This window comes from Kineococcus lubricus (genome assembly GCF_050871965.1).
Lineage (GTDB): Bacteria > Actinomycetota > Actinomycetes > Actinomycetales > Kineococcaceae > Kineococcus.
In genome coordinates this window covers 99,039-113,420 of record NZ_JBJLSK010000005.1, presented here as the reverse complement: position 1 = coordinate 113,420, position 14,382 = coordinate 99,039, and the positions used below count along the sequence as shown (strand labels likewise).

13 protein-coding genes and 1 pseudogene are annotated in these 14,382 nt (G+C 73.9%); 8 read left to right on the top strand and 6 right to left on the bottom strand.

The features are described from left to right. Window positions 1-73: 73 nt before the first annotated feature. The 6 genes and pseudogenes from ACRYRX_RS05355 to ACRYRX_RS05330 all read left to right on the top strand — a co-directional run bounded on the left by ACRYRX_RS05355 (window position 74) and on the right by ACRYRX_RS05330 (window position 5,312). The gene (locus tag ACRYRX_RS05355) at window positions 74-1,561 is read left to right on the top strand and encodes a mannitol dehydrogenase family protein (protein ID WP_432510791.1); all 1,488 of its coding nucleotides are present in this window, start codon (window positions 74-76) and stop codon (window positions 1,559-1,561) included. A 54-nt stretch (window positions 1,562-1,615) separates the two neighbouring features. Further along, complete coding sequence (gene hisS, locus ACRYRX_RS05350; RefSeq protein WP_432510790.1) at window positions 1,616-2,884, top strand: histidine--tRNA ligase; 1,269 nt, start codon at window positions 1,616-1,618, stop codon at window positions 2,882-2,884. 184 nt (window positions 2,885-3,068) lie between these two features. Then, window positions 3,069-3,392: pseudogene (locus ACRYRX_RS05345) on the top strand (PadR family transcriptional regulator); the annotation flags it as partial. 8 nt (window positions 3,393-3,400) lie between these two features. Continuing rightward, on the top strand, window positions 3,401-3,772 hold the full coding sequence (locus tag ACRYRX_RS05340; protein WP_432510789.1) for a DUF1048 domain-containing protein: 372 nt from the start codon (window positions 3,401-3,403) through the stop codon (window positions 3,770-3,772). Continuing rightward, window positions 3,769-4,542 carry an ABC transporter ATP-binding protein gene (locus tag ACRYRX_RS05335; RefSeq protein WP_432510788.1) on the top strand — a complete coding sequence of 258 codons (774 nt, stop codon included), beginning with the start codon at window positions 3,769-3,771 and terminating at the stop codon, window positions 4,540-4,542. Before ACRYRX_RS05340 ends, ACRYRX_RS05335 begins: the two co-directional genes overlap by 4 nt. After that, window positions 4,539-5,312 (top strand): ABC transporter permease, encoded by a 774-nt coding sequence (locus ACRYRX_RS05330; protein WP_432510787.1) that lies wholly within the window; start codon window positions 4,539-4,541, stop codon window positions 5,310-5,312. Before ACRYRX_RS05335 ends, ACRYRX_RS05330 begins: the two co-directional genes overlap by 4 nt. 74 nt (window positions 5,313-5,386) lie before the next feature. On the opposite strand, the gene ACRYRX_RS05325 is transcribed toward ACRYRX_RS05330, so the two are convergent. The 5 genes from ACRYRX_RS05325 to ACRYRX_RS05305 form a co-directional block, all read right to left on the bottom strand. Beyond that, entirely contained in the window at window positions 5,387-6,313 is a 927-nt protein-coding gene (locus ACRYRX_RS05325) for a glycerophosphodiester phosphodiesterase (protein ID WP_432510786.1), read from the bottom strand. An 18-nt stretch (window positions 6,314-6,331) separates the two neighbouring features. Further along, window positions 6,332-7,687: an ABC transporter substrate-binding protein gene (locus tag ACRYRX_RS05320; RefSeq protein ID WP_432510785.1), complete on the bottom strand. Its 1,356-nt coding sequence runs from the start codon at window positions 7,685-7,687 to the stop codon at window positions 6,332-6,334. Window positions 7,688-7,713: 26 nt separating this feature from the next. After that, window positions 7,714-8,613 (bottom strand): carbohydrate ABC transporter permease, encoded by a 900-nt coding sequence (locus tag ACRYRX_RS05315; RefSeq protein WP_432510784.1) that lies wholly within the window; start codon window positions 8,611-8,613, stop codon window positions 7,714-7,716. Continuing rightward, window positions 8,610-9,530 carry a carbohydrate ABC transporter permease gene (locus ACRYRX_RS05310; protein ID WP_432510783.1) on the bottom strand — a complete coding sequence of 307 codons (921 nt, stop codon included), beginning with the start codon at window positions 9,528-9,530 and terminating at the stop codon, window positions 8,610-8,612. Before ACRYRX_RS05310 ends, ACRYRX_RS05315 begins: the two co-directional genes overlap by 4 nt. Before the next feature lie 170 nt (window positions 9,531-9,700). Then, window positions 9,701-10,525: a DNA-formamidopyrimidine glycosylase family protein gene (locus tag ACRYRX_RS05305; protein ID WP_432510782.1), complete on the bottom strand. Its 825-nt coding sequence runs from the start codon at window positions 10,523-10,525 to the stop codon at window positions 9,701-9,703. Between the two features lie 90 nt (window positions 10,526-10,615). Here ACRYRX_RS05305 and ACRYRX_RS05300 point away from each other — a divergent pair, with 90 nt between their 5' ends. Then, entirely contained in the window at window positions 10,616-11,884 is a 1,269-nt protein-coding gene (locus tag ACRYRX_RS05300; protein ID WP_432510781.1) for a TolB family protein, read from the top strand. Window positions 11,885-11,939: 55 nt separating this feature from the next. Then, a complete protein-coding gene (locus tag ACRYRX_RS05295; protein ID WP_432510780.1) occupies window positions 11,940-13,166 on the top strand; it encodes a YibE/F family protein in 1,227 nt (408 codons plus the stop codon). Between the two features lie 131 nt (window positions 13,167-13,297). Here ACRYRX_RS05295 and ACRYRX_RS05290 read toward each other — a convergent pair whose 3' ends face one another. Continuing rightward, on the bottom strand, window positions 13,298-14,374 hold the full coding sequence (locus tag ACRYRX_RS05290) for an aldose epimerase family protein (RefSeq protein ID WP_432510779.1): 1,077 nt from the start codon (window positions 14,372-14,374) through the stop codon (window positions 13,298-13,300). Window positions 14,375-14,382 lie beyond the last annotated feature (8 nt).

Below are 14,382 nucleotides of genomic sequence, written 5' to 3'. Positions count from 1 at the left end.
ACCGAGTGACCCCCAGCGAGTGACCCCCACCCCCAGCGACCCCAGCAGCCCAGCGACGTTCGGAGAGACCCCGGTGACCCAGCTGAACCCGCAGAACCTCGCCGCGATCGGCACCGGCACCCACCCCCGGGTGCCCGTCCCCGCCTACGACCGCGCGCAGGTCACGCCGGGGATCGTGCACCTGGGGGTGGGCGGTTTCCACCGCGCCCACCAGGCCATGTACCTCGACCGCCTCATGAACGCCGGGCAGGCGCTGGACTGGGGCATCCGCGGCATCGGCGTCCTGCCGCACGACGCGCGGATGAAGGAGGTCATGGACGCCCAGGGCGGTCTGTACACCCTGGTGCTCAAGGCCCCCGACGGCTCCCGCGAACCGCGCGTCATCGGGTCCATCCTGGACTTCCTGCACGCCCCGGCCGACCCGGACGCCGCGGTCGAGGCGATGGCCGACCCGCGGATCCGCATCGTGTCCCTCACCGTCACCGAGGGCGGGTACAACATCGACGCCGTCACCGGCGAGTTCGTCCTGGACGAACCGGGCGTGGCCGCCGACCTCACCGACGGGGCCGTGCCGCGGACGACGTTCGGCCTGGTCACCGAGGCGCTGCGCCGCCGCCGCGAGCGCGGCGTCCCGCCGTTCACGATCATGTCGTGCGACAACATCCAGGGCAACGGGCACGTCGCCCGCAAGGTGTTCGTCGCCTTCGCCACGGCCAAGGACCCCGACCTCGGGGCGTGGGTCGACGCGAACGTCCGGTTCCCGAACTCCATGGTCGACCGCATCACCCCCGGCACCACCGACGACGACCGCGCCGAGGTCTCCGAGCGGTTCGGGATCGAGGACGCCTGGCCCGTGGTGTGCGAACCGTTCGTGCAGTGGGTGCTGGAGGACGACTTCGGCGCCGGCCGTCCCCCGTACGAGGACGCCGGCGTGCAGGTCGTCGAGGACGTCGAGCCGTACGAGCTGATGAAGCTGCGGCTGCTCAACGCCAGCCACCAGGCGCTGTGCTACTTCGGGTACCTGGCCGGGTACCGGCTCGTGCACGAGGTGGCCCAGGACCCGCTGTTCGCGGGCTTCCTGCTGGCCTACATGGAGCGCGAGGCGACGCCGACGCTGGAGCCGGTCCCCGGGATCGACCTGGACGCCTACCGGCGCGAGCTGATCGCCCGGTTCTCCAACGGCGAGGTCCGCGACACCGTCGCCCGGTTGTGCAACGAGAGCTCGGACCGCATCCCGAAGTGGCTGCTGCCGGTGGTCCGGCAGCAGATCGCCTCCGGCGGGGAGTTCTTCCGCGCCGCCGCCGTCGTGGCGAGCTGGGCTCGCTACGCCGAGGGCGTCGACGAGCAGGGCGAGCCGATCGCGGTGTCCGACCGGATCGCCGACCGCCTCGTGGCGACCGCGCAGCGCAACCGGGACGAGCCGACGGCCTTCATCGCCGACCGGTCCCTGTTCGGCGACCTCGTCGACGACGAGGCGTTCGTCGCCGAGTACACCGCCACCCTGGCGTCGCTGCACGCCAAGGGCGCCCGCGCGACGCTGGAGGACCTCGTCGCGCGCTGAGGCGGGGCCCCCGGGGCGTCCCGGGGGCCCGCGCCGCTCTCCTACGATGGGCCCATGGCTTCCAAGGTGGTCCCCGCACGGGGCATGCGCGACGTCCTGCCGGTCGAGAAGGCCCGCCGGGAGCACGCGCTGCACGTGATCCGGGAGGTCTACCGCTCGTTCGGCTTCGACGAGGTCGAGACCCCGGCCCTGGAGGAACTGTCCCGCCTGGAGTCCGGGCAGGGCGGCGAGAACGAGAAGATGCTGTTCAAGGTCATGCGCCGCGGCCTGGCCGCCGACGAGCCGCTGCTGCCGGCCGACGCCGCCGACCTCGGGCTCCGCTTCGACCTGACGGTCCCCCTCACCCGGTACGTCGCCTCGAACGCGGCGGCGCTGCGGATGCCCTTCAAGGCGGTCCAGATCGGGCCGGTGTGGCGGGCCGAGCGGCCGCAGAAGGGCCGCTACCGCCAGTTCGTCCAGTGCGACATCGACATCGTCGGCGAACCCGGCAGCCTCGCCGAGATCGAGCTCGTCACCGCGACCCACACGGCGCTGACCCGCCTGGGTCTGACCGGCACGGTCCTGCGGATCAACGACCGCGGCGTCCTGACGGGGCTGCTGACCGGCTGCGGGTTCGCCGAGGCCGACCACGGCAGCGTCCTGATCACCGTCGACAAGAACGACAAGATCGGCCTGGACGGCGTGCTCGGCGAACTGCGCGCGAAGGGTTTCGCCGAGGACGCGGTGGCCGCGCTGGAGAAGGCGCTGACCGACCTGCTGCCGCTGCGCGACGTCGCCCGCCTCGGCGACGGGGCCCTGCCCGGGACGGTCCCGGCCGAGTCCGTCGGCCGGCTGCAGGAGATCGCCGCGGCGCTGGCGGTGTCGGCCCCCGACCTCGACGTCCAGTTCGACGTGACGCTGGTGCGCGGGATGGGCTACTACACCGGCCCGATCTTCGAGATGGGTTTCGCGAGCGGGGGTTCCTCGATCGCCGGCGGCGGCCGCTACGACAACATGGTCGGCCGGTTCTCCGGCCGGGACCTGCCCGCGGCGGGCTTCTCGATCGGTTTCGAGCGGATCGTCGACGAGATCGCGCTGCCCACCGACGCCGCCGGGGCGATCGCGCTGGTGCACCCGGCCGGGGCCGACGCGGGCGCGCTGCTGCGCAAGCAGCAGGAGCTGCGGGCGACGGGGGCGCGGGTCGCGCTGGTCAAGCAGGCCAAGCGGATGCAGCCGCTGTTCGACGCGCTCGTGGCCGAGGGGTACACGCAGGTCGTGCGGGCGCGGGTGGACGACCAGGGCGTCCTGGGCTTCACCGACCCCGCTCCCCTCACCGCCTCCTGACCCCACCCCACCCCACCCCACCGCCCGGTCCGCCGCGGTCGAGGACACCGGAGTCCTCGACCGCGGTGAGGGGCCGCCTCCCCCGATCCCCCTCCCGGGGACCCTTGCGCTCTCGGTAGTCAGCGTTACTATGTACTGGTAGTCAGCGACACTGAGTACCAACGAGGCGAGCGGGACGGACGTCGTGGCCGGACAGATCACCGAGATGCTCAAGGGCACCCTGGAGGGCATCGTCCTGGCGACCCTGGCCGTCCGCCCCGCCCACGGGTACGACATCACCGCCTCCCTGCGCGACCAGGGGTTCGAGGACATCGCCGAGGGGACGATCTACGCGCTCCTCGTGCGCCTGGAACGACGCGCCCTGGTCGACGTCCAGCGCACCCCCTCCCAGAAGGGACCACCCCGCAAGACCTACTCCCTGAACGCCACCGGGCGTGAGCACCTCGAGGAGTTCTGGCGGACGTGGACCTTCCTCTCCCGGCAACTGGAACAGCTCCGAAAGGACGGTCCGCAACCATGCCCAGGAACTTCGTCGAAGTCCTCACCGGCGCCTTCGAGGACAAGCAGCGCTGGCGGGCCTACCGGCGCCGCCTGAAGGCCCTGCCCGAGGAGCACCGCACCACGGCCGAGGCCGTCGAGCGCTACCTCATGCGGTCCGCCGACAGCCCGACGAGCGGCGACGCGGCCGCGACCATGTACGAGGGCCTGGTCGACCTGTTCGAGCAGGCCGCGGCCGACGGCACACCCGTGCGCGACGTCGTGGGCGACGACCCCGTCGAGTTCGCCGACACCTTCGCCCGCACCTACTCCGACGGCGGCTGGAACGCCGGGGAACGCCGCCGCCTGCGGCGCGCGGTCGACGGCACCGCCGACGGGGAGGAACCGTGACCCCGGCCGCGGTCCGGGTCCGCGGCCTGGAGAAGTCCTACGGGCCGGTGCACGTCCTGCGCGGCGTCGACCTGGACGTGGACCGCGGCAGCGTCCTGGCCCTGCTCGGCTCCAACGGAGCGGGCAAGACCACCCTGGTGCGGATCCTCGCCACCCTGACCCGGCCCGACGCGGGGACCGCCACCGTCGCCGGGCACGACGTCGTGACCGACGCCGGCGCCGTCCGCGCCGCGATCAGCCTCACCGGGCAGTTCGCCGCCGTGGACGACCGGCTCAGCGGCCGGGAGAACCTCCTGCTCATCGCCCGCCTGCGCCGCCAGCCGCGACCGCGCGCCGTCGCCGACGACCTCCTCGCCCGCTTCGAGCTCACCGACGCCGCCGACCGCGAGCCCGCGACGTACTCCGGCGGCATGCGCCGGCGCCTGGACATCGCAATGAGCCTCATCGGCGACCCGGCGGTCGTCTTCCTCGACGAACCGACCACCGGCCTGGACCCGCAGGCGCGCCACCAGGTCTGGCGGACCGTGGCGGGACTGGCCGCCCACGGCACCACCGTGCTGCTGACGACCCAGCACCTGGAGGAGGCCGAACGGCTCGCCGACCGCATCGCCATCCTGCACCGGGGCCGGATCATCGCCGACGGCACCCCGGCCGAGCTGGAGGCGCTGCTGCCGGCGGCCCCCGTCGAACTCGTCCCGAGGCGCCCCGGCCTGGAGGAGGTCTTCCTCGCCGTCACCGGCGCGGCCGGCGAGGGTCGGGTGACGACGTGAGCGGAGGGCCCCTGCGCGACACCGCCCTGCTGACCGGTCGTTCGCTGCGGCACGTGCTGCGCAGCCCCGACACGATCATCACCACCGCGGTCATGCCCGTCGCCTTCCTGCTGCTGTTCGTCTTCGTGCTCGGCGGCGCCATCGACACCGGCGCCGGCACGGGGGAAGGCGACTACACCGGGTACCTGCTGCCGGGCATCCTGCTCATCACGGTGGCCTCCGGGGTCGCCTACACGGCGCACCGGCTGTTCCTGGACGTGCAGAGCGGGTTCGTCGAGCGCTTCCGGTCCCTGCCCATCGCCCGCTCGGCGGTGCTGTGGGCGCACGTGCTCACCTCGGTGGTCGCGAACCTGATCTCGATGGCGGTGGTCGTGGCGGTGGCGCTCGCGATCGGTTTCCGCACCGGCGCCGGGATCGGGAGCTGGCTCGCGGTCGCCGGCATCCTCCTGCTGTTCACGCTCGCGATGACCTGGCTGGCCGTGAACCCGGGCCTGACGGCCACCTCGGTCGAGGGGGCGAGCGCCTTCAGCTACCCGTTGATCTTCCTGCCGTTCCTCAGTTCCGCGTTCGTCCCCACCGGCTCCATGCCCGGCCCGGTGCGGTGGTTCGCCGAGCACCAGCCGGTGACGTCGATCGTGGACACGATCCGCGCCCTGCTCACCCAGCAGCCGGTGGGGAACGCCGTCTGGCCGGCGCTGGGGTGGTGCGGGGCGATCCTCCTGCTCGCGCACGCGGCCGCGGTGCTGGCCTACCGGCGCAAGCTCGGCTGAACCCCCGCCCGGACCCGCCGCCCACCCCGGCAGGGCCGGGCGGCGGGGCCGGGCGGCGGGTCCGGGCGGCGGCCTCACACCGGGGCGAGCCGGGGCGCGGGGCGACCCTGCCGGGTCGCGGCCACGGTCAGCTGCTGCCGGTCCTCGAGGGCCTCGTCCTGCGATGAGCGGACCTCGCGCGCGTCGAGGAAACCGCGCAGCCGGCCGGGGTCGTTCGTGATGATCCCGTCGACGCGGTTCCGGAGCAGATCGGCCCACACCCGGGGCTCGTCCACCGTGTAGGGGTACGTCGCCACACCCGCCGCGTGGTACTCCGCGACGACGTGCGGGCTGGCGACCAGCCCCGCGACGTACGGGTTCACCGCGACGACGCCGAGCTCGGCGACGTCCCGCTCGGCCCGGGCGCGGGCGACGCCCGTGGGGGTCGACAACGCGGTGAACGGGTCCTGGGCGACCTCCCGGAAGGACTGCTCCAGCTCCTCCCAGGCGACCGGGTTCCCCGGGTGCAGCACGAGCAGGGCCCGCCGGACGTCGGGGGCGACGTCGCGCAGGGCCTGCACCGTGCTGCGCTCGAAGCTCTGGACGATGCTGCGCCCGGCCACCCCGGCCGCGCGCAGCTCCGCCACCGCCCCGGCGGCGGTGCCCGCCGTCCAGGCGCCCTTGAACTCCACGAGCAGCCCGGCCGCCGGGAACCGGGCCACCACCCCGACGACCTCCCGCAGCGTGGGGACGCGCTGCCCGGCGAACGCCGGGGCGAACCACGCCCCGGCGTCCGCGGCGCGGACCTCCTCACCGGCGCGGTCCTCGACGTCGCCGGTGGTGTCCGACGTCCGGTCCAGCCTCGCGTCGTGCAGCACGACCGGGACGCCGTCGGCGTCCAGCCGCACGTCGATCTCCAGCAGGTCGGCCCCGGCGCGCAGGGCCGCCTCGAACGCGGCCAGGGTGTTCTCCGGCGCCACCGCGGAGTAGCCGCGGTGCGCGATCACGAGCGGTCGGGTCATGTCGACGGGCCTCCAGGGTCAGGACTTCAGCAACGGCTCCACGTCCGCCGCGTAGGACTGCTGGATCTCGCTCTGGGCGGTGCCCCAGGCGTCCTTCGACGCGGCACCCTGGAGCATCACCTTCTCCCAGGCGGTGACGGTGGACTGGTCGCCGCCGGGCACGAACACGCGCGCGTAGTCCTGCGTGCGGGTGTTCGCGAGCTGGTCGACGGCCGTCTTGAACAGCGGCGTCCGCGCGTACACCTCCTGCATCGGGGCGGAGTTCACCGCACCCGTGGTGACGGGCATGTAGCCGGTGTTCTGCGAGAAGTAGGCGGTGTTGTCGTCCTCGGCGAGGAACTTCAGGAAGGTGGCCGCGGCGAGCTGCTGCTCCGGGGAACGCTTGGCCGGGACGGCGAACCCGGCGCCACCGGTCGGGACGAACTGCCCCGCCTCCCCGCCGGGCAGGAACGCGTTGCCGACCTCGAAGGTCGCCGCCTCCAGGATCCCCGACAGCGAACCGGTCGAGCCGATCACCGAGGAGTACAGCCCGGCACCGAAGTCGGAGGCCTGGTCGGAGGAGGAGACCGCCGCCCACCCCTTCGTGATGTAGCCCCGCAGGTAGTCGCTGGCCGCGAGCACCTGCTCGCTGTCGACGGTCATCGTCCACTCGTCGCTCAGCGCACCGCCCGTGCCCCAGATGAGGTTCTGGTGGATCCAGGTCGCGTTGCCGGTGCCCTTGCCCAGGCCGTACGGGGCCTGGGCGCCGGTGCCGGCGGCGGCGAGCTTCGGCAGCCACTGCTCGAACTCGGCCCAGGTCTGCGGCCCGCGGTCGGGCAGCCCGGCCGCCGACCAGTGCGCCTTGTTGTAGTAGAAGACCGGGGTGGAGCGGCAGTACGGGACCGCCCACTGCGAGCCGTCGTACTGGTAGTCGGCGTACAGGCCGTCCTGGTAGTTGTCCACGTCCACCCCGGCCGCCGGCAGCAGGTCCTGCAGCGGGGCGAGCTGGCCGTTGATCGCGTACCGGAACCACCACACGTCGCTCAGCAGCACCAGGTCCGGCAGGTCCGAACCGGTCAGCGCGGCCTGGAACTTCTGCGAGATCTCGTCGTAGTTCGAACCGGCGGTGACGAACTCGACCTCGATGTCCGCGTTCTCCTTCGCCCAGCGGGTCAGGAACTCCGCCTCGACGGGCTGGGACGAGCCGGGGTGGTTCGTCCAGATCGTCACGCGGTCGGCCGGGGTGATCGCGCTCCAGTCGGTCTTCTCGGCCGAGGCGGTGCCTCCGCCGGAGGACGCGGTCGAGGGGCCCGAGCAGGCGGCCAGCCCGAGGGCGCCCACGCCCGCGCCCATGAGGCCGAGGGCACCGCGGCGGGGCAGCAGGAAGTCGTTCACGGTTGTCGCTCCAGGGTTTCGAGGGTTCAGTTCGCGAGCGCACCCGCGGCGAGGCCCGCCACGAGTCGGCGCTGGAAGAAGAGGAAGACGAGCAGGATCGGGAGCATCACCAGCACGGTGCCGGCCATGAGGACACCCCAGTTGGTGATGCCGTCGTTGTTCTGCAGGAGGGTGAGACCCACCGGCAGGGTCATCATCGTCGAGCGGTCGGTGACGAGCAGCGGCCACAGGTACTGGTTCCACTCGGTGACGACCGAGACGAGCGCCACGGCGGAGACGGTCGGCGCCGACAGCGGCACGACGAACCGCCACAGCCGCCGCCAGTGCCCGGCGCCGTCGAGGGTGGCGGCCTCCAGGACCGAGACCGGCAGCGTCTGGAAGTGCTGCCGGAACAGGAACGTCCCGAGCGCGCTCGCCATGCCGGGGACGACGATCCCCTGGTAGGAGTTCAGCCAGCCGATCTGCGCGACGAGCGTGTAGTTGGGGATGAGCGTGACCTGCGGCGGGACCATGAGCGCGGCGAGCACCACGAGGAACACGACCCGCCGGCCGGGGAACTCCACGAACACCAGCGCGTACGCGCACATGAGGCCGAGCACGACCTTCAGGCCCGCGCCGAGCACCGTCGTGAGGACGCTGTTCAGCAGGAAGTGCCCGAACGGCACGGTCGCGAACACGTCGGCGTAGTTCTGCCAGTCCAGCGCGCCCGGCAGCCACCGGGGCGGGATGGTGTAGATCTCGCTGCGGTCCTTGAAGGACGCCAGCAGCATCCACAGCAGCGGCACGACCATGACGAGCGCGGCCACGACGAGCCCGGCGTACCCGAGCACGTCGACCCGGCGCCCCGGCTGCCGCAGCGCCTGCCCACCGGACCGGGGGGCGGGGACGCGCCCGGCCCCGGAGGTGGTCCTCTCCTCGACGCTCACCGGTAGTGCACCTTCCGCTCGACGACGACCATCTGGACGATCGTCACGACCAGCAGGGCGAGGAACAGCAGCGTGGCGATGGCCGAGGCGTACCCGGCGGAACCGTCGACGAACGCCTCCTGGTACACCTGGTAGACCATCGTGGTCGTCCCCTCCAGCGGTCCGCCCTTGGTCATGGCGCGGATGATGTCGAACGACCCGCCGGCGTTGGACTCGATGAAGACCGTGACGCCCAGGAAGAACGTCGTGGGCGACAGCAGCGGGAACACGATCGACCAGAACGTGCGGGCGCCGGAGGCGCCGTCGATCTGCGCGGCCTCGAGGATGTCGGCGGGGACGGACTGCAACGCGGCCAGGTAGATGATCGCGACGTAGCCGACGTACTTCCACAGGTACACGACGCAGACCATGGCCAGGGCCCAGTCGGGGTCGTTGTACCAGTTCGGCGAGCCGATGCCGACCGCGCGCAGCAGGCCGGAGACCAGGCCGTACTGCGGGTCGAACACGAACAGCCAGCAGATGCCGACGGCGACCCCGGACAGCACGTACGGGGCGAAGACGACGGCCCGCACGACGGTGCGGCCCCGCAGGTCCCGGTCGAGCAGCCGGGCCAGCGCCAGGCCCAGGCCCATGCAGCCGCCGACGGTGACGACCGCGAAGACCAGCGTGGTCAGCAGGACCGTCGGCGTCTTCGGGTCGCCGAAGTAGTTCACGTAGTTCTGCAGGCCGACGAAGGTCGCCGTGTCGGACCCGAGGTTCCAGTGCAGCAGCGAGTACTGCACGTTCTGCACGAGGGGTTTGTAGACGAACAGGACGAGGAGCGCGACGTTGGGCCCCGCGAGGAGCAGGAAGGTTCCCCACGACTTCCACGGAGTTCTCCGGGTGCGTGCTGCGGGAACCTGGTGGAGGGTCGTCAACGCGACCTCCTCCCAGGACGGGGGCGGGCTGGACGTCGTGAACAGTAGTTCGCGGTCCCCGGGGGTCCTGGCCGCTCCCGCGCCGTCCCGGGGAACGGTCATCGAGTGTTCACCTGCGGTGGGCTCGCGCGCCGTCCGCGTCATCGGGCGTTCACCGCGCGGGCCCTCCGTCAGCCGGGCTGGCAGTGCGGGCACCACCAGGTGCGGCGCTGCTCGGGGTCGCCGGGGACCTCCGCGCGGACCTGCACGGTCGTCCCGCACCGCAGGCAGGGTTTCCCGGCCCGCCCGGACACCCAGTGCTGCCGGCCGGGGCGGGTGTCGCCCGTCGTCACCTGCGGCGCCCGGGACGGCCCCACCGAGAACGTGAGCATCTTCACGGCGAGCCGGACCAGCGGGGGCAGGTCGACGTCGGCGACCGGGGTCCACGGCGAGTGCCCGCGCAGGAAGCACAGCTCGTCGGCCCACAGGTTCCCCAGGCCGGCGAGGTTGCGCTGGTCGAGCAGCGCCGCCTTGATCCCGCGCTCGGGGCGGCGGGCGAGGTTCGCGACGGCGGCGGCCACCCGGTCCTCGGCGGGGGTGGCGGCGTCGAGCAGGTCGGGGCCGAGGTGGCCGACGACGCGGTCCTCCTCGGCGGTGGGCAGCAGCTCCACGACCGGCATCCGCAGCGCGGCGGCGGTGGGCCCGTCGGTGGTGAGCAGGACGCGGACGTCCGGCCACAGCCGCGCCGGCAGCCGCTTGCCGGGGGCGAGCACCGTCCACTCCCCGTCCATCCGCAGGTGGGTGTGCAGGGTCACCGGTCCGGTCAGCGCGCTGTCGGCCGGGTCGAACCGGGTCAGCAGGTGCTTGCCCCGCGAGGCGGTCCCGAGGATGCGTGCTCCGCTGAGGTCGGCCGTCGCGAGCTGCGGGACGCGCAGGTCGCTGCCGAGCACGGGGCGCCCGGCCAGCCGCGCGTGGAGCCGGCGCGCGAGCAGGAACACGGTGTCTCCTTCGGGCACCCGGCCACCGTGCCCGACGTCCCGCCGATCCGCACGGTGTGTTCACGCGGGATGACTGGCTGCTGACGGGCGGTGGGGTGAAGCTGAGGCATGAGCTCGCGTCGGCTGCCCCTGCTCGTGGCGTTCTGCGTCCTGCTCGTCGGGGTCGCGGCCGTGCTGGCCGTGGCGGCCCTGCCCGGGCACCGCCGGGTCCCGGCGCGGGCGGTGGTGCCGGCGGAGCTGCCCGGGTACAGCCACCTGACGGCCGACCTGGCGACGAACCCGGTGGGCGCCGCGCTGGCGCTGTACCGGCAGGGGCTGGGCGTGGAGCTCGCCGACGTCCCGCAGGCGCTGCTGGTCGGCGCCGACGGCGGCAGCGCGCGGCGGCTCACCCTGGCCCTGGACCGCGGCGCCGCCGACACGCAGGGCGACCCGGCGCCGATGCTGCTGTCGCCGGACGGCCGGACGGTCGTCCTGGGCGACTGGTCCTCCGGCCCGGTCCCGGGGTCCGCGACCGCGGGCAGTTCGGACCTCGCGCTCGTGGACCTCGCCACGGGCGCGGCCCGCGTCCACGTGGTGCCGCGCGTGCCGGGCGTCGTGCCGGTGGCGTGGAGCCCCGACGGCGCGAAGGTCGCCTACCTCGGCACGGAGGAGCCGACGACCCCGTTCACCAGCGCCCCGGGGCAGCTGTACGTGTTCGACGTCGCGGCCCGCAGGGCGGCGGCGGTCGCCGGCGGCGAGCGCGTCGTGGCCGCGGCGTTCAGCCCCGACGGTTCCCGGCTCGCGTTCCAGGCCCCCGGCGCGCAGGTCCTGCGGGTCGTGGAGCTCGCCACCGGCGCCGCGACGGAGCTGCCCGTCCCGGCGGGCACGACGCTGGTCGACGGGCCGGCGTGGTCGCCCGACGGGCGGCTCATCGCGGTGTCCGAGGGCGGGCAGCGCCTGCGGTTCGTGCCGACGGCGCCGGGTGGGCAGGTCCCGGCGCCCGTGCCCGGCAGCGGCGGGGTGCTGGGCTGGACGTCGCCGGAGGTCGTCGTGCACCCGGCGGTGGCCGAGGGCGAGGACGGGGCGGGTGGGGACTTCCGGGTGGTGCGCAGCGACCTGCGGACCGGGGTGACGTCGCCGTTCTTCCGGGTGCCGACCACCGGTGGGGAGTTCGCCGTGGGTGAGGTGTCGCTGGCGACGGCGCTGCTGCCGGAGGCCCTCACCGTCCCCGGTGTCGCGGTCGACCGCGGCCCGTGGCCGCTGGAGCTGCGGGTGGGGGTGGTGCTCGGCGCGGCGCTGCTGGCGGTCCCGGCGACCGTGGGCCTGCGCCGCCGGGTGCGGGAGCTGCACGCGCTGACGGCGGTCCCGGACTGGGCCCGCGACCCCAGCCGCGGCTGACCCCGGCCCGGTCCGATCACGTCGGGGGTCCCCCCGGTCGTGGTGGGATGGAACGGTGGAACCGCACCCGCACGCCCACGTCCACGACGGCTCCCCGCCGGCGCCGCTGGGGCGGCGCACGCGGCGGGTCCTGACCCTCGTCGTCGTCGCGGTGGTCCTCGCGGCCGTGGCGGGGATGGCCGCCACCTGGCCGCGGGACGTCCCGAGCGCGTCGGTGGGGTACGTGGGGGCGGAGGCGGTGCGCGGCGACGTCGTGTCCACGACGATGCTCACCTGCCGGGGCGAGCTGGCCGAGGAGCGGCTGCCCGACGGGACGCTGCCGGAGACCGTCGAGTGCCCCGAGGCGACCGTCCGCGTCGACGGCGGCACCGAGGTGACCGTCCCGGTCCCCGCCGCCGCCTACCACGGCGGCCTGGGCCCGGGCACCCGCGTCGTCCTGACCCGCTACCCCGCCGAGCCCGGCGGGCAGGACACCTACGTGTGGGACGACGTGGACCGCCGCGTCCCGCTGGCGGTGGTGGTGGCGGTGTTCGTGGTCCTGACCGTCGCGGTGGGCCGCCGCCGCGGGCTCGCGGCGCTGGCCGGTCTGGCCCTGGGCGGGGCGGCCATCGCGTTCCACGTCGTCCCGGCCCTGCTGGCGCAGGAGGACGCCGTCGTCGTGGGGCTGAGCGCGGCGACGGCCGTCATGGGCGTCGTCATCTACCTCACGCACGGTTTCTCGATGCGGACCACGGTGGCGTACCTGGGGACCGTCGCGGGCCTGCTGGTCACGGCCGCCGCGGCCGTCCTGGCCGTGGACTCGGCGCACCTGACGGGCCTGAGCGACGAGAACGCCTACACCGTCACGGTCCTGACCGGGGCGGTGGACCTGCGCGGGGTCGTGCTGGCCGGGACGCTGGTGGCGGCGCTGGGCCTGCTGAACGACGTCACCATCACCCAGGCCGCGTCGGTGTGGGAGGTGCGCGCGGCCAAACCCGGCGCCGGTTTCCGGGAACTGTTCGCGGCGGGCATGCGGGTGGGGCGGGACCACCTGGCGTCCACCGTGTACACCGTGACCTTCGCCTACGCCGGGGCGGCGATGCCGTCGCTGCTGCTGGTGGAGCTGTACGACCAGCCGCTGGGGCAGCTCGTGAGCTCGGCGGCCATCGCCGAGGAACTCGTCCGCTCCGCCGTCGGCGGCACCGCCCTCGCGCTCACCGTCCCGTTGACGACGGCGCTCGCCGCGGCGCTCGTGCTGCGCTCCCCGCGGGGATCCGGTAGCGGATCAGCCGGGCCGAGTTGACGGCCTCGAACACCGACGAGGCGTTGTGCGCGGCGGTCAGGACGAGGCGCCCGAGGGGCGCGGCGATGGGCAGCACGGTTCCTCCAGTGAGATCGGTTCTCATTGCACCACACGGGGCGGGGACCCGCGCATCACGGGGCCACCGTGAACCGGTACTCCGTCACGCTGTGGAACTCCTCCCCCACGAGCAGCACCGTCGTGGGGAACCCCGGGCGGTTCGGCGCGTCGGGGAAACCCTGCGTCTCCAGCGCCAGCCCGGTGCGCGGCCCGTACGGGGCGCCGGCCTTGCCGACCAGCGTCCCCGCCAGCGACCCGCCGGTGAAGAACTGGACCCCGGGCTGGTCGGTGCGCACCTCCAGGCGGCGACCGGACACCGGTTCCTCCACGACCGCCGCGAGCGCGGCCCCGCGCGCCCCGGCCGGGACGTCGGCCAGGACGAAGCAGTGGTCGAAACCCTTGCCCCGGTGCAGCTGCTCGTCGTCGGCCCCGACGCGGTACCCCACCGGCACCGGCTCGCGCAGGTCGAACGGGGTCCCCTCCACGGGGTGCAGCTCCCCCGTCGGCAGCCCGTTCTCGTCGACGGGCAGGTAGCGGTCGGCGAGGACCTGCACGAGGTGCGCGTCGACCGTCCCCGAACCGTCCCCGGCGAGGTTGAAGTAGGCGTGGTTGGTGAGGTTCACGACCGTCGTCGCGTCGGTCGTCGCGGCGTACTCCACGGTCAGCGCCCCCTCGTGCAGGAGGTACGTCACGTGCACCGACAGCGCCCCGGGGAACCCGTTGTCCCCGTCGGGGCTGAGCAGCGAGAACCGGACCCCGCACGCGCCCTCGACCGGGTGGGCCGTCCACAGCAGTTCGGAGAACGGGTGCGGCCCACCGTGGATGGCGTTCCCCCGGTCGGTCGCCGGGACCACGACCCGCTGCCCGTCGAGCTCGAACCGGCCGCCGGCGATGCGGTTCGCGACCCGCCCCACCGTGGCCCCGAACGAGCGCCCCTTGCCGGTGTACGGCTCCAGGGCGGCGAACCCCAGGACCACGTCGGCGAGCGCGCCGCCCCGGTCGGGGGCCAGCACCGACTGCAGGCGCGCGCCGTGCTCGACGAGCCCCACCCGCACCGTCCCGTCGTCCAGGACCCAGCGCGCGACGGGCGTCCCGTCCTCCAGCGCGCCCCACCCGGTCTCGACCGTCACCGAACCCACGGAGTCGTCCACCGGGACGA